This is a genomic window from Bacillus sp. LQ16 (genome assembly GCF_057784645.1).
In genome coordinates, this window is record NZ_CM173491.1 from 4,638,150 (window position 1) to 4,660,791 (window position 22,642).

General features: G+C 34.1%; 20 protein-coding genes and 3 riboswitches. Of the genes, 6 read left to right on the top strand and 14 right to left on the bottom strand.

Annotation, left to right across the window (positions count from 1 at the left end; genetic code table 11):
- Nucleotides 1–3: 3 nt before the first annotated feature.
- Both AC3EMB_RS23480 and AC3EMB_RS23485 read right to left on the bottom strand, forming a co-directional pair.
- On the bottom strand, nt 4–909 hold the full coding sequence (locus tag AC3EMB_RS23480) for a DMT family transporter (protein WP_095690111.1): 906 nt from the start codon (nt 907–909) through the stop codon (nt 4–6).
- 240 nt (nt 910–1,149) lie between these two features.
- Complete coding sequence (locus tag AC3EMB_RS23485; protein ID WP_000289570.1) at nt 1,150–1,473, bottom strand: iron-sulfur cluster biosynthesis family protein; 324 nt, start codon at nt 1,471–1,473, stop codon at nt 1,150–1,152.
- Nucleotides 1,474–1,847: 374 nt separating this feature from the next.
- Between AC3EMB_RS23485 and AC3EMB_RS23490 the strand changes: the two genes are divergently transcribed.
- Entirely contained in the window at nt 1,848–2,768 is a 921-nt protein-coding gene (locus AC3EMB_RS23490; RefSeq protein ID WP_095690110.1) for a Nif3-like dinuclear metal center hexameric protein, read from the top strand.
- 383 nt (nt 2,769–3,151) lie between these two features.
- On the opposite strand, the gene AC3EMB_RS23495 is transcribed toward AC3EMB_RS23490, so the two are convergent.
- The 7 genes from AC3EMB_RS23495 to AC3EMB_RS23525 form a co-directional block, all read right to left on the bottom strand.
- Nucleotides 3,152–4,168: a WxLIP family cell surface protein gene (locus tag AC3EMB_RS23495; RefSeq protein WP_446025855.1), complete on the bottom strand. Its 1,017-nt coding sequence runs from the start codon at nt 4,166–4,168 to the stop codon at nt 3,152–3,154.
- A 109-nt stretch (nt 4,169–4,277) separates the two neighbouring features.
- Nucleotides 4,278–5,003, bottom strand: coding sequence for a WxL domain-containing protein (locus AC3EMB_RS23500; RefSeq protein WP_000761506.1), 726 nt, complete (start codon nt 5,001–5,003; stop codon nt 4,278–4,280).
- Between the two features lie 66 nt (nt 5,004–5,069).
- Nucleotides 5,070–5,798, bottom strand: coding sequence for a WxL domain-containing protein (locus AC3EMB_RS23505; protein WP_000761531.1), 729 nt, complete (start codon nt 5,796–5,798; stop codon nt 5,070–5,072).
- Between the two features lie 36 nt (nt 5,799–5,834).
- Nucleotides 5,835–6,152, bottom strand: coding sequence for an EF2685/EF0750 family sortase-dependent surface protein (locus tag AC3EMB_RS23510; RefSeq protein ID WP_366988034.1), 318 nt, complete (start codon nt 6,150–6,152; stop codon nt 5,835–5,837).
- Nucleotides 6,153–6,191: 39 nt separating this feature from the next.
- On the bottom strand, nt 6,192–8,777 hold the full coding sequence (locus AC3EMB_RS23515) for a WxL domain-containing protein (RefSeq protein ID WP_488517296.1): 2,586 nt from the start codon (nt 8,775–8,777) through the stop codon (nt 6,192–6,194).
- A gap of 152 nt (nt 8,778–8,929) precedes the next feature.
- Nucleotides 8,930–9,018, bottom strand: a riboswitch (cyclic di-GMP riboswitch).
- 71 nt (nt 9,019–9,089) lie between these two features.
- Nucleotides 9,090–9,178: riboswitch (cyclic di-GMP riboswitch) on the bottom strand.
- Nucleotides 9,179–9,247: 69 nt separating this feature from the next.
- Nucleotides 9,248–9,336: riboswitch (cyclic di-GMP riboswitch) on the bottom strand.
- A gap of 246 nt (nt 9,337–9,582) precedes the next feature.
- Entirely contained in the window at nt 9,583–10,803 is a 1,221-nt protein-coding gene (locus AC3EMB_RS23520; RefSeq protein ID WP_053563505.1) for an ATP-binding protein, read from the bottom strand.
- Nucleotides 10,800–12,053 (bottom strand): ATP-binding protein, encoded by a 1,254-nt coding sequence (locus tag AC3EMB_RS23525; RefSeq protein ID WP_053563504.1) that lies wholly within the window; start codon nt 12,051–12,053, stop codon nt 10,800–10,802. Before AC3EMB_RS23525 ends, AC3EMB_RS23520 begins: the two co-directional genes overlap by 4 nt.
- Before the next feature lie 182 nt (nt 12,054–12,235).
- On the opposite strand from AC3EMB_RS23525, the gene AC3EMB_RS23530 reads away from it, so the two are divergent.
- Nucleotides 12,236–14,266: a catalase gene (locus AC3EMB_RS23530; RefSeq protein ID WP_488517297.1), complete on the top strand. Its 2,031-nt coding sequence runs from the start codon at nt 12,236–12,238 to the stop codon at nt 14,264–14,266.
- 15 nt (nt 14,267–14,281) lie between these two features.
- Nucleotides 14,282–15,091 (top strand): alpha/beta fold hydrolase, encoded by an 810-nt coding sequence (locus AC3EMB_RS23535; protein ID WP_000498279.1) that lies wholly within the window; start codon nt 14,282–14,284, stop codon nt 15,089–15,091.
- 208 nt (nt 15,092–15,299) lie between these two features.
- Here the strand turns inward: AC3EMB_RS23535 and AC3EMB_RS23540 are convergent, their stop codons facing one another.
- From AC3EMB_RS23540 to AC3EMB_RS23550, 3 genes are all read right to left on the bottom strand, one after another.
- Entirely contained in the window at nt 15,300–17,369 is a 2,070-nt protein-coding gene (locus AC3EMB_RS23540) for an LTA synthase family protein (protein ID WP_488517298.1), read from the bottom strand.
- A 376-nt stretch (nt 17,370–17,745) separates the two neighbouring features.
- Nucleotides 17,746–17,976 (bottom strand): hypothetical protein, encoded by a 231-nt coding sequence (locus AC3EMB_RS23545; protein WP_000578986.1) that lies wholly within the window; start codon nt 17,974–17,976, stop codon nt 17,746–17,748.
- Nucleotides 17,977–17,986: 10 nt separating this feature from the next.
- Nucleotides 17,987–18,283, bottom strand: coding sequence for a DUF3986 family protein (locus tag AC3EMB_RS23550; protein WP_000455579.1), 297 nt, complete (start codon nt 18,281–18,283; stop codon nt 17,987–17,989).
- Between the two features lie 120 nt (nt 18,284–18,403).
- On the opposite strand from AC3EMB_RS23550, the gene AC3EMB_RS23555 reads away from it, so the two are divergent.
- The 3 genes from AC3EMB_RS23555 to AC3EMB_RS23565 are packed head-to-tail and all read left to right on the top strand — an operon-like array spanning nt 18,404 to nt 20,986.
- On the top strand, nt 18,404–19,411 hold the full coding sequence (locus tag AC3EMB_RS23555) for an ABC transporter substrate-binding protein (RefSeq protein WP_053563500.1): 1,008 nt from the start codon (nt 18,404–18,406) through the stop codon (nt 19,409–19,411).
- 11 nt (nt 19,412–19,422) lie between these two features.
- Nucleotides 19,423–20,187: an ABC transporter ATP-binding protein gene (locus tag AC3EMB_RS23560; protein WP_000009022.1), complete on the top strand. Its 765-nt coding sequence runs from the start codon at nt 19,423–19,425 to the stop codon at nt 20,185–20,187.
- A complete protein-coding gene (locus AC3EMB_RS23565) occupies nt 20,180–20,986 on the top strand; it encodes an ABC transporter permease (RefSeq protein WP_098851943.1) in 807 nt (268 codons plus the stop codon). The genes AC3EMB_RS23560 and AC3EMB_RS23565 overlap by 8 nt, the downstream gene beginning before the upstream one ends.
- A gap of 34 nt (nt 20,987–21,020) precedes the next feature.
- Here the strand turns inward: AC3EMB_RS23565 and AC3EMB_RS23570 are convergent, their stop codons facing one another.
- Complete coding sequence (locus AC3EMB_RS23570) at nt 21,021–21,248, bottom strand: hypothetical protein (protein ID WP_000849112.1); 228 nt, start codon at nt 21,246–21,248, stop codon at nt 21,021–21,023.
- Nucleotides 21,249–21,475: 227 nt separating this feature from the next.
- The gene (locus AC3EMB_RS23575) at nt 21,476–22,597 is read right to left on the bottom strand and encodes a hypothetical protein (RefSeq protein WP_063548865.1); all 1,122 of its coding nucleotides are present in this window, start codon (nt 22,595–22,597) and stop codon (nt 21,476–21,478) included.
- Nucleotides 22,598–22,642: the final 45 nt, after the last annotated feature.

The following is a 22,642-nucleotide window of genomic DNA, read 5'->3' on the forward strand; positions in this document are numbered from 1 at the left end:
TTCCTATTTTGATATAGGTTCCCCTGCAATAGAATGAACTTTTACTTTCTCCGATTTCACAAACCATAGACCGACAAAAATGATAATTCCACCGATGATCTGTTGAAACGATACATATTCATTTGCCCAGACAGCTGCAAATAAAACAGCTACAAGCGGCGTTATATACATATATACCATCGTATGTGACGCCCCAATTTTTTGAACACCAACATACCACATTACTAGACCAAATACTGTGACAAAGAAAATAGAATATAGTAAAGCAAATTGTGTCATTCCGTGAGTAATGTGAAATGGCATGACAAACACATGCGGACCACTTAACAATAATAGCGGAATCGCACCCACTAATGCAGACCATGCTGTAACACGTAATGCTGAATATTTTTTAATTAATGGTCCTGCTAAAACAGGATAAAGCCCCCAGCATATTGATGTAATAAGTCCAATTCCATTGCCATAAAAAGAACTAGTAAGTGAATGTCCTGCTACTAAAACTAATGCTGCACCAACAAAAGCAATCATAGAACCGATTAACTTTCGAGAAGAAAAATTTTCTTGTTTCAGAAAAATCGCAAATACAGTTGTAAAAATAGGTGAAATAGAAATGAGTAAAGAGGCATTTGTAGCGGATGTATATTTGACAGTTTCCATAAATAACGTTTGATACAGTACAATACCTACAACGCTAACAATGATTAATCTAGGTATATCCTTTCGCTTCATATAAACCGACTTTTCAATAAAAAAGGTAAGAAGTAACAGGAGCGGTGCCGCCGCCATCATACGAAGTGCAGTAAATTCAATTGCTGTAAATTCTAAAAATCCATACTTTGCAATCGTATAGTTAATCCCCCAAATAATAACAACACTTAAAATTAATAACTCAATTCCCCATCTTCTCATGCGTATCCCCTCCGCAAATAAGATTATACAGAAAATTCAATCACATGTACATTTCATTATGTGAAAAAACCTTTTTACTATTGGGACGTTTTGGTAAATGAAATTATATCGGCGATTTTCTGAATATATCGGCGCAACTCCATTTATATCAGCGATTTTTTCAATATATCGACAATAATAGCGACTTATAAAATAAAAAAATGTGAGTCCAAAATACATTTTGGACTCACATTTCCTTTACTATACTCGAACGTGTAATTTCATATTTGGATTATAAAACTGGCTTGGGCTCTTCAACTGAAAAGTTCCTCCACCTTCATGCCAATCAACCGTTAACTTATCGTCCATAAATACAAGCTTTGTACGATCAGCGATAAAATTCATTGTGCTTGATTCAATATCCACATCGCGCTCATCTTTCTCTGCTACAGCTACTAAATCGATGATTCCGCTCATAACACAACCGCAACCCTCATTATCGTAAAATAACTTTATATATTTCGCTTCACTTGGAATCGTATCCATAATCTTTTTATATGCTGCTTCTGTTACAGTAACGTACATATGTTAATCTTCATCCTCTCTTCTCTTATCATTCATATATTGTATCACCATTTTTCTTAAAAGTTATATACAGAAAATTAAGACTAATATACAATATATGTGATAAAGTTTCAGCAATCGAGCTTTTATGAGTAGTTCATGCAGGAGAAAGGATGTTTACTATCTGTGTTCAAACTACAACGCTATCCTATGTTATTAGGTCTATTTAGTATTTTCTTCATTTCTAGCGGAATGCTATTACAGCATGTACTTCCCTATTCTCCTTCTATTAGCTGGATTCTAGGTTTTATTTGTTTCCTATCCGCTTCTTATTTTGCTACGAAGAATATAAACAACTCATAAAGCAAGAATCATCTTAAGGAGGATTTTTAAACATGCCAGCCTTAAAAAAAATAGAGCAATCACTCGATCACTTATTTCAAATTGAAAAATACGGAAAAGATAGCGCCTTTAGTCGATTTATCCCAGCCGTATATGATCCTATCAAATTTCCTTGGCAACAATTTTTCGAAGCAAATTTTGTAGATTTATTTAACGGCCTTATGATGCACGGATCTGAAAATGTAAACAAAGTATTTTTAGCTGTATTCCCTACAGATGACGTTCTTGAAACATTCATTTCACAATCCACACCCGGTGATTTACTCTTTATGCACCATCCCCTTGTAATGGAGTGCGGTGATCCAATTGGAAGATCAGGCCGCGGTTTCATACCAATTCCTGAAAAATATTTGCAAGGAATAAAAGAAAAACAACTTTCTATATATACATGTCACGTACCAATGGATTTTCATCAAACACATGGAACGAGTATTTCAATTGCAAAAGCATTAAACGCTACTGTAGTGGACGACTTTGCATATGGAGGTCCAGAACAAGAACCAATTGGCCTTATTTGTGAAATAGATGAAACATCAACAGAAGCACTCCAAAAACATCTAAAACAACTCTTCCAGATTCCTTACACAGACTTCGAAGGTAAACGACATGATTCCATCAAAAAAATCGCAATTATCGCTGGATGTGGCGATGTTGTATCTTTAATGAAGGAAGCAGAAGAAAAAGGTGCTGAAGCATATATTACAGGAGAAATCCATTGCCATATCGACAATGATTACGGCCGACATAAATACTCTCTCATTATGGATTATGTAAAAGAAACGAATATGTCTCTAATTGGGGTATCACACTCTGCCTCTGAATATTTAGTGAAAGAGACATTGATGTATGATTGGTTTAAAGAGAATTTTGATGTGGATGTTATTTTGCTTCCGCAGGAGAAATGGTGGCTCTAACACTATCATTTTTTTAATTTATATACACAATACAACCGACCACAAAAAAATAGATAAATGAGAAAGCACATGTACCTACGTAAATGCTTTCGTTGTGCCGAAAAATGAACCTACTGGTAGCACCGACTTTACTGGTGCTACCAGTATTACAGCTGGAAACCTATTTTTGTGAGAGGATACAACCGCTCTTTATATTCATACTGCAAGTGCTGTATATTCTGTTTTTCTAATTACTAACATATAGCAATTCATTTCATAAAAAAAGACCCGAGATTCGGGTCAACAAATAGAAATATAAATGAACTACAACAAATAACAGACAAAGCCATTATATATTTTTCGTAGTAAAACATCCATTAATTTCTTTTTACACTATCAATATATTATTTTTCGTTATCGTCCTCTTTTTTAGAACGTCTACCTAAGAAGAATACAAGAACTAATAATATAATTAACAGTAGTACTCCGCCGATAATGTAATATAGTGTGTAGTCTTTTTTCGCTTCTACTGCTGTATCATTTAACTTATCAGCTGTCTTTCCTTCAATTGTAAATTTCTTCGTCCATTCCCATTTTTGATCGCCATCAGTGGCTTTCACTTCTACTCGGTACGTTCCTGGATCAAATGCTTTGTTTTCCCAGCTAATAGCGTAATCAAAGTTTGAGTTTGGCGCCATTCTTAACTTTTCTTTTTTCGCTTCAAATAAAATGTCTGTACCTTTTTCTTTATATACCTTTGCATCAACACTTAAATTTTTTAACATTGCTGGCTTTACGTTTTGTAAATTTGTAGTAACAACGTTACGCCCGTTAATTTGTGTTGGCTTTACTTCGTTTAATTTCATGTCTGGTTTTACTTCAGCATCTGTTTCTTTTAAAACAACACCAATTGCGTATGCATATTTATTTTCAATTTGCACACCTTCATCTTTTTTCTTTGCATTCTCATCTTCTTTTTCTTTAAAGTATAAACCACCTAAAATAACACCATCAAACGACTCATTTGGCATTTCTAGGTTTATATCAACTGTCACTATGCTGTTAGCTGGGACTTTCGTTTCTTTTGGCATTTTAGCAATTTTAGAAAACGGATATTTCAAAGTAGAATCCGTTTTTGGTTCTACTGTACTATAATCTGTAATACCATTGCTATTCGTAATTGCTGTATTAGCAAACGATTCTACCACAACTTCTTTATTCGTATCATTTTTCATTTGGACTTGAATTGTTTGCTTTTGTCCAGGTTGCATTTTCAAATCAAAATACGTTTGATTTTTATCAATTTGATTTTCTGGTATAACTGCTGTCACAGCGAATTTCATTTCAGCTGCATATACTGAAAAAGCGTTTACCATGAAGAATGTAATTAATAGTAAGCTAGTAAATAGTTTTTTTACCATCTCTTATGTAATCCCCTTCATATCCATTTTATAGACAAGAAAGAGACAAGGTTAAAGCCATTCCCTTATCTCTTCTCATTTTCCTCTTTTATCTTAAAATTCCTCTTACTTACATAGGAGCGTCTGTTAGTTCCCAAGTTAGTGAAGTTGTGTATTGTGTTTGTTCTTTTTTCGTTTTACCTGGTACAGATAACTCTACGCTTTGTTTCGCTTCTGTTGCATCTTTACCAAACGTATTTACCCATGTACCCATACCTTGGTTTTCTTTTGCATCGATTAAATCAGATGCTGCACCACTTGGATTTAATGTGATAGATTGTTCTGCTGTTGGTGCGTCGCTACCTGCATTTGATTTCAAAGCTGAATTTTTTAATGTTAATGCCGCGCCATCCAACGCTTTATCATCTGCAGTTTTGAATTGACCATTTTGTTTTACTGTTAAATGCCATCCAGCATTTGTACCACGATTATCTGTTACTTGAACGTAGTTCGGCACGTCAATTACAGAACCGTCTACTTTTTTCTTTACTTTATCTAATTCTGCAAAGTAGATTTCGTTATTCCCTGATGCTTTTTGTGTTTTAAAGTTGAAGTTAGATACATAATCAATACTTAGTGGACCATCTGTACCTTTTTTATCCGGATCAACTGGATCTACAGTTTCATCTGGATTCTCTGGATTAACAACATCAATTTTATCTGTATTTTTCTCGAATTTAATGAATGCTTTTGAGTCTAATTTCCCGCCATCTTTCTCAGCTGCAAATGCAGACGTTCCTACTGATACTGATGATAATGTTACCGCTCCAATTAATGCTATTTTTGCTAATTTCATAGTTTTATACCCCTTTATGATCATTTTTAAAATTCAGTCATTCTTAATTTTCAATCTTGTATAAGCTTAGTTTGGTGTATCTTCTAAAGTCCAAGTTAACTCAGCTGAATATTTCGCACCTTTTTCTTTCGCTGTCGTACCTGGTACGAATAAGCTCACACTCTTTTTACCTTGTTCTGTTCCTTTACCGAATGCAGTCGTCCAATCACCCATACCTTTATTCTTTGCGGCAGTAGTAATTTCCACCGCATCTCCACCTGGAGCTAGCGTTACTTTATTTTTAAATGTTGTAGGTGCATATTGTGCATCAGTTACAGAATTTACAGCTGGGTTACTTAAGCTTAAAGCTGCATTTGTTAACTCACTATTACCACTTTTAAATTGTGCATTTTGCTTTACTTTCAATTTCCATCCTGCATTTGTACCACGGTTATCTGTTACAGATACGAAGTTAGGTACTTCAACTGTTTTGCTCCCTTGTTTCACTTTATCCAATTTTGCAAAGTACGTTTGATCATTACCAGAGATAACTTGCTCGCCGAAGTGTAAGTTAGAAACGTAGTTAATACTTAATGGACCTTTTGTTCCTATTTCATGGTCACCAGGGTTCTCTGGTGTAACTTTTTCATTTGGATTTTCTGGATTGTTTGGATCTGTTGTGCTTGTATCTTCAATAAACGTTACATCTGTTTTTGATTTCATATTTGCTTTCTCTTCCGCAAATGCTGAAGTTCCTACTGCTGCAACTGATGTTAATGATACTGCACCGATTAATGCTAATTTTGCTAGTTTCATATGTACCTTCCCCTTTTCTCTGTTTTCATCTATTTTTTATTTTGAATACACTTGCTTCCCCCTAATTCTTTTGAATACATATAGAGATAAAACAATCGAAAACAATCCTATATATTGTTTGAAGTCCCGTGTCTGGCCTCCTGTTTTCGGTAAATATTTATCTCCATTTTTATTTTTATCAACTGTCTCTTTTTTTATATTTATCTTTGTCGGATCAGTTGATGTATTTGGTGTATAGCTATTCGAAAATGTAATACCCGCTTTTGAATTCGTACTTGTAGCCGTTACTACATTTGCCATAAGAAACGGCACACATATAACTGTGGAAACGATAATACCAACTATTTTTTTCATTACTCTCTCCTTTCTAAAATTTATATATTTCATATATTTTTAGAGAGGAGCATCGGTTAATGTCCATTCTAGCTGTCCAGCATATTTAGTATTTGCTTTGACATTCGGCCCTGGTTTTACTTGTAAATGAATTCCTTCGTTTTCCTTCCAATTTAGTGAAACCTCCTCGTCGTTTTTAGAAGTATACGAGAATGCTTCTATACTAGAAGTACTTAAAGGTGTATCCTTTCCATTTCGTTTGTAAATCAATGCTCCTGTCAATGTGTCATTTTGTGCTGAAGTTAATGGTGTGATTTCCTTTACATATACACTCCATTTTTGCTTTTTAACACGATCATCGGTTACCTTTAAAGGATTTGAAATCGTCTTCGGTGCGTATGTCGTTGTTTTCGATGGAATTGTTAAATCTCCAAATGTAATTTCTTTTGGTACGTCTACTAACTTTAAAGTCCCATCAACGACAGTAACCGGCACTTGAATCTCCGCTTGTACACCTTGCTTCGTTTCAATTACAACCGTTACAGTATGATTCCCTATTGTTTTGGTATCTGGAATATTGATTAACTTCACTACTGATATTGGTTTATCTACATCCAAATTTGTATCTACAGATAAATCTGTCACAAATTTAGAAATATCCATTTTTGTTAAATCTGTTCCTTGCACTACTTTTTGTGGGACTGGTTTCCCAGTTGGAATACCTTTATACCTTATTTTTGCGATTCCATCTCGATTACTATCTTGTCCATTCTTATCGCCATCTAAATAATTTTTAGCTGACACCGGTATTTCAAGATAACCATCTTTGTAATATTTCATTACATTAGCACCTTTTACAGGAGAACCTGTAATTGTCATTTCATAAATTTTCCCGTTGAATTCTTCTGTTTTTAGCGCATTTACTTTCGCAACCGCAGTGACTTTATTGTTTGTCCTGCTAATATCAAAGAAGCTACTTACATCATCTCCACTCTCCACATCTTGAATGGAAACATCATTCACAGTAAAATCCTTATTCACTTCACTTTCTAATACAAAAGATTTCGCATAGTGAATCTCTTTCGATTGAGCAGGCATATTTTGATATACCTTATAAGAAAGTTGACGGGAATTATCTTCCACAATATCTCCTATTACACTTGGAGCTGGAATTTCAATTTGTGCAATCGCTAATTGGTCGTATGATACATTAACACCTGAAGCATTTAATCTAACTTCTAGCGGTAATTCTGTTAAATTATCAAATGTAATTGTCATATCTGCTTCTGGAGTAGCTACTGGACCTGCTGTGCCAGAAAACTCGATTTTATTATTCCCTTTGTCTTGATACCTAATTGAACTCGTATCATACACGTATAAATTCGTTAAATGACTACCATCATTACGTAACGTTACATTTTTATAACTATTTATCCTTTTGAAATTCCACATTGCCGTTAATGGTACTTTTTTACTTGTTCCGTGTTCATAAAATTCAAAGGAAGCATTATAAGTTTGTCCTGACCTTCCGTTCCCATATAATTGTAAAAAGTTTTTTGCATCACCTTTAGTTATTGGTGTTTTAACATCTACAGATGAAGCTGTCATAGAGTGAATATTAATACGGACATCAATCCATTTCCCTTGATATTCACCAGCTTTTTTTACTAATACGTACTGTTCTCTATTTGAATTTCTAAATGTATATTGACTTTGACCAGTTCTGTCATTGCTACTACCCTTTACCTCATATGTTACTTGTGGGCTCCAAACAAATCTAAAAGCATATTTACCCGAGATCGAAGGCCCTTCACCTGTTCTATTATTTATTACCTTTACATTTGGATATTTAAGAATACTTGTAACAGGACTAGCAGCTAGTAGAGATTGGCTCTTTAATACCTTCTCAGCTTGAATAGCAGGTAATTCCTGATTATTTTCGTTTATCCTATTGCTCTCTTTTAATTCATTTTCCTTTGGTACGAGTTCTTCATTAACCTTTTCTTTCGCTAAAGTCTTCGTTTCTTTTGGAACTTCAGCATTAGTAGAATTTATTTCTTGTTTTTTATTTTCTTCCGATACTTTCACTTTTTCACTTATTTCTTTTCTCATAACTTCCTCTGAAGCCTTTGGATTTTCATCAGAAATGGCTACATTTAAAGCCTCTTTTTTCTCTACAACATGTAGAGAAGGAGATTCAATTTTCTTTTCATTCCCTTCAAACTTCACTATCGGTTCAAATTTGTACTCTCCAGCTTTTTTCATTTGAATGACTACATATACGTCACCGATAAAATTACTTTGTTCATTCTTTTCAATTTTTACAATGTGATCTTCTGTTACTGAAATGTTTTGAATCGCTTTATTGTTTTCGTTCATTTTTTTCGTTTCTGCTTCATTGAACAGCTGTTCATTAGATAATTTCAGCTCGATATTAGCATCTTGTTTATTTGTATTTGTAATCTTTAATACTACATTTTCATCAACTTTTATTTCTTCTTTATCCATATGAACGATAAAACGTCCTTGCTCGTCGTTTGTAACCGCATAAACTTTCGTTGCAGAGTAATCTAGCACACCAACTTGCGTAAATAATATTCCTCCAGCGAGAAGTATACGCCCAAATTTACCTATTTGATTTTGCAATGTACTTCCCTCCCTCACTTCTTATGAACTGAATATTTCGAACATTAAATTTATTATTCAGCTAAATTTACAATCATAATGTGTATTCCTAGAAAATAAAAAGCCTGGTTGCCTTTTCGATTTTCATACATCACAACATGTGTGAAAATCCAAACTGCAACCAGACTATCATAGTAATTTTCATTACCTTAGACTCTTAGCTTTGCGACCTATCCTTTCGAACAGTGTGCCCATTTATTTTTTCTTTTTGAGACAATAAAAAATCTGGTTGCCTCTTCGATTTTCATACATACAACTATGTGTAAAAATCCAAACTGCAACCAGACTATCATAGTAATTTTCATTACCTTAGACTCTTAGCTTTGCGACCTATCCTTTCGAATAGTGTGCCCATTTTTTTTCTTTTTAGGACAATAAAAAATCCGGTTGCCTCTTCGATTTTCATACATACAACTATGTGTGAAAATCCAAACTGCAACCAGACTATCATAGTAATTTTCATTACTTTAGACTCTTAGCTTTGCGACCTATCCTTTCGAATAGTGTGCCAAAAATAGGTATTTATTTATCGTGTTTTGAATATACCATTAAAACCCAAAAAAGAAAATAGTTTTTTTAGAAAAAAACAATTAATTTTTATAGTCTAAATTTTTTGCTGGAAAATCCATAATAAAAACTAAAAAAAACATTTTGATCTTAGAAATACATCATACATTCTTTATCGATAAAATGAGATTTTTACTATCCACAAATAGCAAGATAAAATAGAAAAACATCACTTATTTGGAAGTGATGTTTTTTCTATTTAATGCAGTGGTAACATAACCTCAACCGTCGTTCCAACCCCAACTTCACTTTCAAAACTCATTTTACCGTTGTGGTCTTTAATAATTTTTTCTGTAACTACTAAACCTAGACCAGTTCCTGTTTCTTTCGTTGTATAAAAGGCTTCATTTAACTTTGGAATTTTATCTTTCGGAATGCCGCATCCCTCATCTTTCACTTGAATGATGATTCCATCTTTTACAGTAACTTTAATCGTAATTGTTCCGCCAACTGACATTGCTTCAATTGCATTTTTAATTAAATTAAAAAAGACCTGTTTTAATCGTTTTTCATCACATGTAATTGATGGTAAGTCTTTACTGTAAATACCTTGTATGTAGACTCCTTGTTTTAAAGCAGGCTTTTCCATAACTCGAATAACATAAGAGATAATTTCTTGTATGTTATGAGTTTCTGATTCTAGTGATTTAGATTTCTCAAATCCACTAAGTTCTGTAGCAATTATATGAATCCGATCTACTTCTTGTTTCATAATATCACTATAAATTTTATCCTCTGGATGCTTGTCTGCTTGTTTATTCACAAGTTTTTTTAAGTTTGCTAAAGGTCTTCTAATCTTATAACCAATAACCGTTGCCATCTTTCCAACAGCTGCTAGTTTTTCTGTCTGTTTTATTTCTTTGTCCATCATCTCAAGCGTACGAACATAAGACTGAACCCTCAAAAATATAATCCAACATATGATAGTAAATACGCTATATAATGCCATTGGGATTAAAACGAGAGAAGATTGAATAATGATTCCTGTAAGAGCATACTTTCCGACAAGTATCGCTGGAATTAACCAGAAATATCTTTTATTCACAAAGATTGGTGCAAACAAAATAAAAAATCCTTCTACTATATTTCCACCGTCAAATTCTGCATCGCTACCATAATAAATCATAATGTTATGGATAAAATCTAATACATTATAGCCAATTAGAATAATATACTTTACCGCAAAAGCATTCTTCCATTTCATAAAGTATATCCCAACGCAAAACAATACCACCATCAAAAAGTAAAGCCATAAACCTAAACCATCTTCAAACTCACCTACACCTTCTTGCTCTCCACCGATTAACGGTACGATAAATTCATAAGCAAGATCATATACAAAAAATATAATGAAAAATAAACTTAAAAATGCTTTCAGCGCCTTTATTTCTTCGTTTTTAAATATATAGCCTTTATTCATATGGTAACTCCTAGCTTTTCTTCCACTTGGATTTCAGTATTTCCACACTTCTTTGGGAGAATGATGTCTATTCTCGTTCCAGTATCTCTTTCACTTGAAATATGCAGCTCACCAAGGTGCTCGGCGACAATTCGATTCGCTACCGTAAGTCCCAGACCAATTTTATCTTGTTTCGTTGTATAAAAGGCCTCTGTAACACGAATTAAGTTTTCTTGCTTAATACCATGACCATTATCAATCACGCTGATCATTACATACTCTTTCCCTTTATTTTCTAATCTTACATGTAATATGCCATCTTGTTCCATTGCCTCTAAAGCATTTTTTATCGTATATAAAAAGACTCCTCTTATTTTTCGTTCATCACATTCAACTTCTATTATTTTTTCTTCCACATTAGAAATAAACTGTACGTTTAATTCATTCATTTTTTCGCGAAGACTTGTTATTACTTGTAATACAATTTTTCCTACATCATGTTTCTTATAAATAGAAGGTTTGCATGTAGCAACTTCCATTAACTCACTTATCATATTATTCATATTTTCTATTTCAAAAATCATACGTTTATAAATAGGATCCTCTTCATGCTTCTCTCGTTGTAATTGCGTAAATCCTTTTAATGAAGCGAGTGGATTTTTAATTTCATGTCCAACCGTCGCTGCCATTTTTCCGATTACTGCTAATTTCTGTGATTCGCTAGCAATCGCAATACTTTCCTTTACAGCTGAAAGATATTGTAAAAATCGGTTTAAAATGATATACGCCGCAATTAGCATAAGTGTATACATAATAAGATACATAAATGCTTTTACTTCCTCTAATACAAATAAATAAATTAAATATTTTCCTACAATAGAAGAAAGTAAAATCACATAAAATTTTTTATTTAAAAATATGGGTACAAAGAAAATGAGAATAATTTCTATTATATTTGTCGCATCAAACGCCGCCTTATTATAAAAAATATATGAAAGTATATTAGCGATTTCTATCCCTATGTATGCAAATATCCATGCATATTTAACAAGGTTTGCCTTCTCTTTTTTCATTAAATATATATTCACGCACAGTATTGCTACTCCGCAAATAACTTGCCATACTATGTTGTATCCCTTATCCATTATTGATTTATCGTCTAATACGATTGCATAGAAAATTTGATATACAATAACAATGACATATAACACCCATAAAAGGATTTTTGCATTCTTTTCTTCTTCTTTATATGATAGAAAACTTTCTTTCACTTCAACACCCCTTCAAAATAATATCTCGAAGAATACCATTTATTATAATAAATGATTTTCACAGACAAACAAAGATAAATCGAACATTTGAGGAAAATCATCCCAACGACGCAACATCTTCATGCTATATACAAGCATAAAAAACATAAACAATAATACGTATATTATGGGAGGTGTTTTTTATGGACGGCAAAAAAAATAAAAAGACAGAACAACTCCAATCTTTCGCGCGTGAAAATGAAGGAAAGGAGATGACAACAAATACAGGTGTTAAAATTTCAAATGATGAAAACTCTTTAACTGCCAGTGATCGTGGCCCTACCCTTCTAGAAGATTTCCTTATGCGAGAAAAACTTTCTCACTTTGACCGTGAACGAATTCCAGAACGAGTCGTTCACGCACGAGGATACGGAGCACATGGCATTTTTGAGTTATATGAATCTTTAGAAGAGCTAACAATGGCCCACTTTCTACAAGACCCTTCAAAAAAAACACCGCTTTTTATTCGTTTCTCTGAAGTAGCTGGATCAAAAGGAGCAAATGAAACGAATCGAGATGTAAGAGGATTCGCCGTTAAATTTTATACAGAAGAAGGAAATTTTGATTTAGTAGGAAATAATATTCCCATTTTCTTTATTCAAGATGGCATTAAATTTCCTGATCTTATTCACGCCCTTAAACCAGAGCCACATAATGAAATTCCACAGGGTCAAACAGCACATGATACTTTTTGGGACTTCATCGCCAACAATCAAGAATCAGCTGCAATGATGATGTGGATTATGTCCGATCGTGCAATTCCAAGAAGCTTTCGAATGATGCAAGGATTTGGCGTTCATACATTTCGTCTAGTTAATAAAAATGGAAAGTCACGATTCGTGAAATTCCACTGGAAGCCAAAGCTTGGCGTTCATTCGTTAATTTGGGATGAAGCACAAAAACTAGGTGGTGCTGACCCAGATTACCATCGCCGTGATTTGTGGGAAAATATTAATGCTGGAAACTATCCTGAGTACGAACTTGGCATTCAAATTTTAGAAGAAGAGGACGAATTTAAATACGACTTCGATATATTAGATGCAACGAAAATTTGGCCTGAAGAAGATTTTCCCGTTAAAATCATTGGGAAAATGACCTTAAATCGCAATGTAGATAATGTATTTGCTGAAACTGAACAAGTGGCACTACACCCTGGAAGTATCGTCCGTGGTATTGACTTTACCAATGACCCTCTCTTACAAGGTAGACTCTTTTCTTATACAGACACACAATTAGCACGCGTTGGTACAAATTATCAAGAACTACCGATTAACCGTCCAATATGCCCATTTCATAACAACCAAAGAGATGGTGCGTCTAAATATATAATCGACAAAGGAAAAGTTGCCTACCATAACAATTCCTTAGCAAATAATTCTCCTTATACTGTACCTGGAACAAAGGGGGGATTCGTTACATATCCTTCTACTGTATCTGGTCATAAAACAAGGGAAACTGCTGCTAGCTTCAAAGACCACTTCTCTCAAGCTCGTTTATTTTGGAATAGTATGAGTCACGTCGAAAAAATCCATATTATGCAGGCTTTCTCCTTTGAATTAGGAAAAGTCAAAAGTAAATCTGTCCGCCAACAAGTCGTGGATATGATTGGACATATTAGTACAGAATTGGCTACTTTAGTTGCAGAAGCTCTCGGAGCAAAAGTCCCAAATGTGCAAGAATCCAACGTTACAAAATCATCTCCAGCACTAAGTATGGCAAATACAACCTTTAGTCCTAATACATTACGAGTAGGTGTCATTGTTGCAAATGGATATGATGGACCAAGCGCACAATATATAATAAATCAGTTCAAACAAGTAGGTCTTCAACCAGTGATCGTTTCCGAACGATTAGGCATAGTGCAGGGAACGCCAAATGGACAGTGGGAAGTAAATGATACTTTCTTAACAGGCTCACCACTCCTTTATGATGGATTACTTCTTATTGGCGGAAAGATGGATGATCATTTTCTTAACAAAGCAAGTTCATTTGTCGTAGAATCATATAATCACTTTAAGCCGATTGGCTCCTTCCAAAACAGCTCTTCTATTATTCAATCTTTAAATATCGAAGGAAAGCCTGGTGTTTTAATAGAACAAGACCCTACGCGACTAGCAAATGAATTTATTAAAGCTATGACAAAACAACGCTTTTGGGATAGAGCATATTCATAAAATAGGGGGAAATTTATGTTTGTTACTGTCGAGAAAGATGTGCATATTTTTGTGCAAGACGTTAATCCTGGTCCAGGTAGTAAGACTGTTTTCTTCGTTCACGGATGGCCTTTAAATCATCAAATGTATCAATATCAACTCAATGTTTTACCAGAGCATGGCTTTCGCTGTATCGCCATGGATATACGAGGGAATGGACAATCTGATAAGCCATGGACTGGTTACACGTATGATCGATTAGCCGATGATATCGCAATTGTTCTAGAAGCACTCCAAGTAGAGAACGCTACATTAGTCGGTTTCTCAGTTGGTGGTGCTCTTTCTATTCGATATATGTCTCGCTATAATGGGCGCCGCATTTCTAAGCTCGCATTAATTGACGCTGTCTCTCCCTCTTTCGTTAAAAATCAAGAGTCCCCTTACGGTGTACCGAAAGAACAAGCAGATGCTCTCATTAATCAAATGTATGCTAATTTACCAAAATTTTTAAATGATGTATCTTTATCCTTTTTCAATAGAAACTTAGGAGCTGCAACCCTTGAATGGTTTTCTTATCTCGGTATGCAGTCCGCTTCTTATGCCCTTATCAAAATTTTACAAGCAGCTGCAAATGAAGATGTAACGAAAGATTTAAATAAAATTAACGTCCCAACAAAAATCTTCCACGGCGTTCACGACCAACTAATTCCTTACAAAAGTGCTGAACTTACGCAACAACGAATTAAAAATTCTCAGTTACATGCTCTTACAAATAGTGGTCATGGTTCACCAATCGATCAAGCGGATGAATTAAATAAAGAACTGATAAAATTTTTACAGACATAACAACTGCAATACAAGAACGAAAGTTAATATAATCGTTTTTATAAAACATAAAATTCACACATTTCTCACAAATACACAAATAAAACGATTATATTTTCATATATACTAAATGTACAAGTAATACTCCCTAAACCCAGCTTGTCTGGTTACCCCGTTAAATACTATGAAAAAAGAACTTGTATCGTTATACAAGTTCTTTTTGTTTCTTTTATTTAAAGAGAATATCTTTACTATATTGATTTCCAACGAGTAAATCATATTGAAGCATTTTATATTGCTCTAACATTTCTTTTTGTTTCTTTGTTAAATCATTGATTACTTCTCCATTTTTATCAACTTTTAATTCATCTCTAAGCACTGGTATTTCCTTGTAAAGTTCCGATAAAAATTGATAAAATAAGGATTTATTTAATCCTGCATAATCAAAAATAAGATTAGAAAAATGAATTGGGCTTACTAAACCTAAATTATCATTTGGCATATCAAAGTTTGCATACATTAATAACGGAGTTTGCGCCATCGCTAAACGTTCGCTCGGTGTTTTTTCATTCGTTATATACCCATTTTCTTTATAAAAAGATTTATTTGTTCCTAATGATGGAAGATGATCTCCAAAGAATACTAATAATGTAGGTCTATCTAAATTATCTAGTTGCTCTATTAAATATTGAAGAGCCTCATCTGAACGTCTTAATCCCTCTGTATACGTCTCTAATTCTCCCTTTGATTCTTCATTTTCTAGACCGGTAATTTCTATTAGGTTTTCACCAAATCGGCCCTCTGTAAATGGAAAATGATTTTGCATCGTAACTGCATGAATAAATGTTGGCTGTTTTTGTTCCTCTAACTCAGCAATTATCTCTTTACTCATCGCTAAATCACTAATATAATCTCCATCAATATCCACATTTTTCATCGTGTCATCTGCATTAAACTTATCAAACCCTAACACCTTATATACATCGTCACGTTTAAAGAATGTGCGACCAAATGAATGAATTGCACTTGTGTAATAACCTTCTTTCTTCAACGCCGTAGGGATTGATGGAATTTCTTTCTTATTTGTAATGACCTGCTGATATGGTATAGAACCTGGCTTTAACAAACTCATCGAATAACTCGTTAATGCCTCAAATTCAACGTTCGCCGTATTTCCCCCAAATGTAGGAGAAATAGTTTGTCCACCAGGAAAGTTTTCTATATAATGATGTAAATTTGGTACAGGATCTTCACTAAAAGAAAGGTTAGTTACTTTCGTCGGATCCCAAAACGATTCACTCATTACAAAAATAATATTCGGTTTCTCTTTTTTCTTTTCATTCCCTATATTTCCACTATATTGTTTTTTTATATCGTTTGCTATTTGAAGCATATTTTCTTTAGAATAATTTTTTGGTTTTTCCATAACTGTTGTATCTAAATTGCTAATAAACCCTAGTACAAAACCATTTGAAGCATAGTTCTCATTTTGATTCCACAAAACAAAATCTACACCTGATTTTTGAAATACTTTATTCATAAATGTATTCGCAAAATTACCGTACGCATATAGAACAAAAATAGATCCTACTACTAATAAGGTTCTTATTCCTAGATGAATCTTTACATTTTGAATATATCTTCTCATATATATCCCTGCTACAATACAAGCTACGATACTTAAGATAATGACAAAAATATAGCTCCAGCTAAAATAGTCCATCACCATCGGTATAACAGATTGCATATGCGTAATTTGTGTGAAATCAGAAGGATATAACGGATCGCCTCTGAAAATAAGCTTTAAATAATTCACAATACCTAAAATGACTAACGTACAGCTCGTTAAAACCATACTTAGAAAAACCTTACCTATTAAATTATATACAAGAATATATATTGCATAAATTACTACAAAACTTAATATAAACTGCATATTATAAAAGTAAATCCAATTCATTGCCTCTATGAAAATCATATTAACTTGCATGACAATATAAAATAACGCTACTGTATGAGCTAGTAAAAGTAATATAAAATGCACTCGCAGGGATGCTCTAAGTATAGACATCTCTTTTTTATTGAAATGCGTAATATAAAACGTTATGCCCCATATGAAAATCATCATAACACTTAAAACAAGCTTTTGATTTAAATGATCTTTCATCATATCTAAATTAAAAACCTTTAAAATCATAAACAGCATAGTTATTACTAATAAAGTCACCATACTACTTATAATGCTAGAAATTAATATATTTCTTTTTGGAAGATGAAAAAGTGTAGAACCATACTTCAATTCATTCCCTCGTTTCTATGTCTTAATTTCCCTCGCATCGAAAGAACTATTTCTATTAAAATAACATATATTACATATTTCGTCTGCATACTTGTTTCTATCATAAATGTATTGTCTTAATATTCCCTTAATCAACAGTTAAATTGTGGCATACAAATTACTCATTCTTGAAAAACTTAATTTCAGTATTCCACTTTATGATACAATAACTATTTTTTAGAAGTCCTGCTATTAAAGATTTAACATGAAAATACGAAAGAATTAATAAAAAGGCGTTGCACGTTTTTAACAACTATTACTATAACGAAAAGAACCTGCCACAAGACAGGTTCTTTTCGTTATTTTATGATAAAAGAGAAAATGATTAGTATGTGTATTATATAAAGGGAAGCAGCCATATTTTCCATACGATACATACGAGTACTATAATTACAAAATCAAAAAAATCTAATCTCGGACCTTTTTTCATATTCATATGTAGCCACATATGAAACCACTTTATTTTTGTATATTTATGGATGTTTTTCTTTGCAAATCGGTAAATAAGCATTTGCATGATTAAAAATCCGGCCACAAAAATAAATAATAAGATGAGAAATCCAATCACAAAATTCCTCCTATTTTTGTAGCGTTTTTTCTACTATCCGATTTTTCAACACCCACTCTTCAAACTGGGCACTTCCAAATTCCCAGCTAAGATCGCGAGCATGTACAGAAAAAACGTAATGACCAGCATATTCGTCCATAAATCTCCCTAACTCTACATCGTCTTTCTGAATACCGTATACTCCAAAATTAAAATACACATCCCATACGTCTTCATTCTTTCTCTTATAAGCAATCGATTCCATATCACATTCTGTCCCGAAATAATCAAGATGTAAATGTACGCTATCATCGTATTCGTACTCCATTTTATCACCCCTTATATTTGTACTTCTTTACCACCAAAAAAATTCCTGCTATCTACACTCACATATGGGCGATTACCTACATACCATGCTTGTAGAGTGACTTCTAGGAGGTGTTATATAGTGAAAAAATTAATCGCGATTTTTTGCATCATGTTACTAGCTGTTTTTACTTTTGCTGCTTGTAGTAGTAAAAAAGAAGGTACGAAAGAACAAACTCAAAACATTCGCGTCGGCGAAGTTACCCATTCTCTCTTCTATGCCCCATTATATGTTGGGATTGAAAAAGGATTTTTTAAAGATGAAGGACTAAATATTGACCTACAAACAACAGCTGGTGGCGATAAAACGATGACCGCCCTATTATCTGGCGGAATTGATATTGCTCTCGTCGGTTCTGAAACGTCTATTTACGTTCATCAACAAGGAGCGAAAGACCCTGTCATTAACTTTGCACAGCTTACACAAACAGATGGGACATTTTTAGTTTCACGTAAAAAACTAGACTCTTTTAATTGGAATGACGTAAAAGGTGTTACATTTTTAGGACAGCGTAAAGGCGGCATGCCGCAAATGGTTGGAGAATACGTTTTAAAGAAAAATGGCATTGACCCTCATAAAGATACAAACTTAATTCAAAATATCGAGTTTGCTAATATTGCAAATGCCTTCGCATCTGGTACTGGAGAGTTTGTACAGCTCTTTGAACCGACTGCAAGTATACTTGAGAAAGAAGGTAAAGGTTATATCGTCGCTTCATTCGGAAATGAATCTGGTACTGTTCCTTATACAACGTTCATGGCAAAAGAAAGTTTCTTAAAGAAAGATAAAGCTGCAGCTGAAAAGTTCACACGTGCTCTCTATAAAGCACAGCAATGGGTTGATACACATAGTCCAGAAGAGATTGCTGATACTGTTTCCCCGCTATTTAAAGACACTTCAAAAGACATAACAGTAAAAGTAATTGAACGGTACAAAAAGCAACATTCTTATGCGACAAATCCACTATTAGATGCGGAAGAATGGAAACAGCTCCAAACTATTATGAAAGACGCTGGCGAATTACAAAAAGAAGTCCCACATGAAGCGCTCGTCAATACAAAAATTGCCGAAAGCGTTATTAAGAAATAGAGGCGAAGTGTATGAGTTTTTTGCAAATACGTAACGTTTCTCACTGTTTTTTTGCAAAAGAGAATGCCAAACTTATTCTCGAAGATATGAGCTTACAAGTGGAAGAAGGCGAATTTATTTCTATACTCGGTCCAAGTGGTTGCGGTAAAACAACGCTCCTCTCAATCATTGCTGGATTACTTGATCCAATTGACGGTATCGTCTTTTTAGATGGTGAACCGATTACAACGAAAACATCATCTATGGGATATATGTTGCAACAAGATTACTTATTCCCTTGGAAAACGATTGAAGAAAATATTATGCTTGGACTTCATATTCGAAAGATTTATGATGAGCAGATGAAAGAACATACTTTAAATCTTTTAAAACAAGTCGGTCTTCATGGTGTAGAAGAACAATATCCTCGTGAACTATCCGGCGGTATGCGTCAACGTGCCGCTCTCGTTCGAACATTAGCGACTGATCCGAAAATTTTATTACTAGATGAACCATTCTCCGCACTCGATTATCAAACGAAATTAAAACTAGAAGAACTCGTTTTCAACTTACTAAATAAATATAAGAAAACATCACTACTTGTTACTCATGATATTGAAGAAGCGATCGCGATGAGTGATCGTATTTATTTACTGCAAGCGAATCCCGGAAAAATCGCAAAAACCTTTATCGTCCCGGAAAGTATCCGTTCTTTATCACCGTTAGAAGCACGCCATCACTACGATTTCCCAGCCCTCTTTCAAGATATATGGAAGGAGCTGGAACGACTTGGATAATATAAAACAACTACATGAACAATTTCGAAAGAACGAACGCAGACGCGCTTGGATTGCTCGCTCGCTACAAGTTTTACTACTTATTCTTTTCTTTGCACTATGGGAAATAGCTAGTAAAAAAGAATGGATTGATCCTTTACTCTTTAGCTCTCCTTCGAGTATTTGGGATCTCTTCTTAACGAAATGGATCGACGGTTCACTTTGGGTCCACATATGGACGACATTACTGGAAACAGGAGTAGGCTTCATTCTCGGAACAGTACTTGGTGCTATTATTGCCACGTTCCTTTGGTGGATGCCACTTCTAGCCCGCGTACTTGATCCTTATCTCGTCGTCCTAAATGCAATGCCAAAAGTTGCACTCGGTCCAATCATCATCGTTATTTTCGGTCCAAACATTTCATCTTCTATCGCAATGGGAGTAATCATTTCCATCATCATTACCATTCTCGTTATTTACAGTGCATTTCAAGAAGTCGATTCTAACTATATAAAAGTGATGGACACATTTGGTGCAAATAAATGGCAATGTTATAAGCAAGTCGTTCTCCCTGCATCCTTTCCAGCAATTATCTCAACGTTAAAAGTAAACGTTGGTTTATCATGGGTCGGTGTTATTTTCGGAGAACTTCTCGTTTCCAAACAAGGACTTGGCTACTTAATTAGCTACGGATTCCAAGTCTTTAACTTCACACTCGTCTTACTTAGCGTACTACTCACATGTGTTCTTGCAACTCTTATGTATGTATTTGTTGAGGCATTTGAAAAAATTCTAATTGGAAAAAGAAAAAGAAGCTGACTCAAAACAGTACGCTATAGTCAGCTTCTTTCTTTTACCTTTTATCACACATTTTCGTTTCATTTGTAATGTTTCCATCCGCAACCGTAACTGTATGGAAACAGTCTTTCACACGTACTGTAACGACATTATCTTTTCGATCTATCACATGATAATCATTAAACTTTTCATTCAAAGCACTACGAATTTGCTCCCCTTCAAAAATCGGAAAACCGTGAGACATTACCCAAATGAGACCAGCAACAGCAAGAATCGTTTTCATACGTTTCATTACCTCCTCGAGAGTAAACTTATAGTCCCTACAACACGCGCATTATAATTGTGTCTAAATTGTGACATTTTTATACTAATTCTATTTTATACCTCCAGTTCCTTCTTCTTTTAAAGAAAAATACAGAATTTTCAATTTTATCAACATAAAAAAACGCAAAGAATTAAAAATTCTTCACGCTTTACTTTAACGAAACTATATCGAACACATAACTTACATTAGTCTCCACTTTGTTGTTCTATCGTTTTCGAAACATCATATAATCCTGACAGCACTTCCGCTCTCATTTTTACAAGCTCAGGGAACTGATAGAAGAAAGCAATTTTCTTATATTTTAACTCTGTTCCTTCTTTCACTTTTTTTGAATCTTGTAAAATGAACGCTGTAAATGTATCTGCGATATCTTCTGCTACATTTGTCGTTCCATACTGTGAGACAAACTCATCTTGCTTTTCTTTAAAAAACTCAATTTGAGTTTCTTCACTTTCTTCTACTTTCTTTTCTGTCCACTCTTGCTCAATAGGCTTCCAGAAAGAGTTATAAAATTGATTAATATAAGATTTTCCCTTCGCACATCCCTCTTGTAAGAAAAGATTTCCACATTTATTTCGGTACGTTGAAATATCTTTATCTTCTTCAAAAGCCTTTACATAGTTTTCATCTACTGGTATTTGCTTATGCCCGAGCGTCAACACGTGAGCCGTCTCATGAATTAATGTTTTCATCACTTCATCGATATTTACCGCAGAATCAAGCGTATCTAGGCTAAGAGTCCAGTCTTTCGGATTCTCCATACTCGGCATAACATGGGCAACAACACCGTCATAACCATCTGTTATTAAATCAAATTCTGTTATATTCCCACGATATTTAGCTGGAATGAGTGTACGATACATATCCCATAAGTCTTCATGATACCCTCTATCTTGACGTTGTTGTAGCACCTCTTCTTTCGCTTCTTTATCTTCAGCGAATACTTTATTTAAACGTTTCCGTTCTATTTTTTCAAAATAAGGATCTACAATTTCATCACCATCGATATAATAAGAAGCTAAAAAGAAATAACTTTCATCATCATCCTCATCATCTTTTTTCTGCTCTGCCTCTTTCATATCCGCACTTTCATGCTCTTCTATTTCATAATCTTCTACTGCTTCAAGCTCAGATAATCCATCTATTTTTTCATATACTTTTTGAAGTTTCTTATCTCCTATTTCCACACATTCTTCGTCTGTTTTACACACTTCTTTTTCTTTCACACTCTTCATAGAACTTTCGCATCCTGCTAGTAAGCCGATTGCAACGATAACCCCTACTAACTTGCCATACAGTCTCTTCATACAGTCCTCCATCAATACATTCTACAAAAATATAATAATCATTTT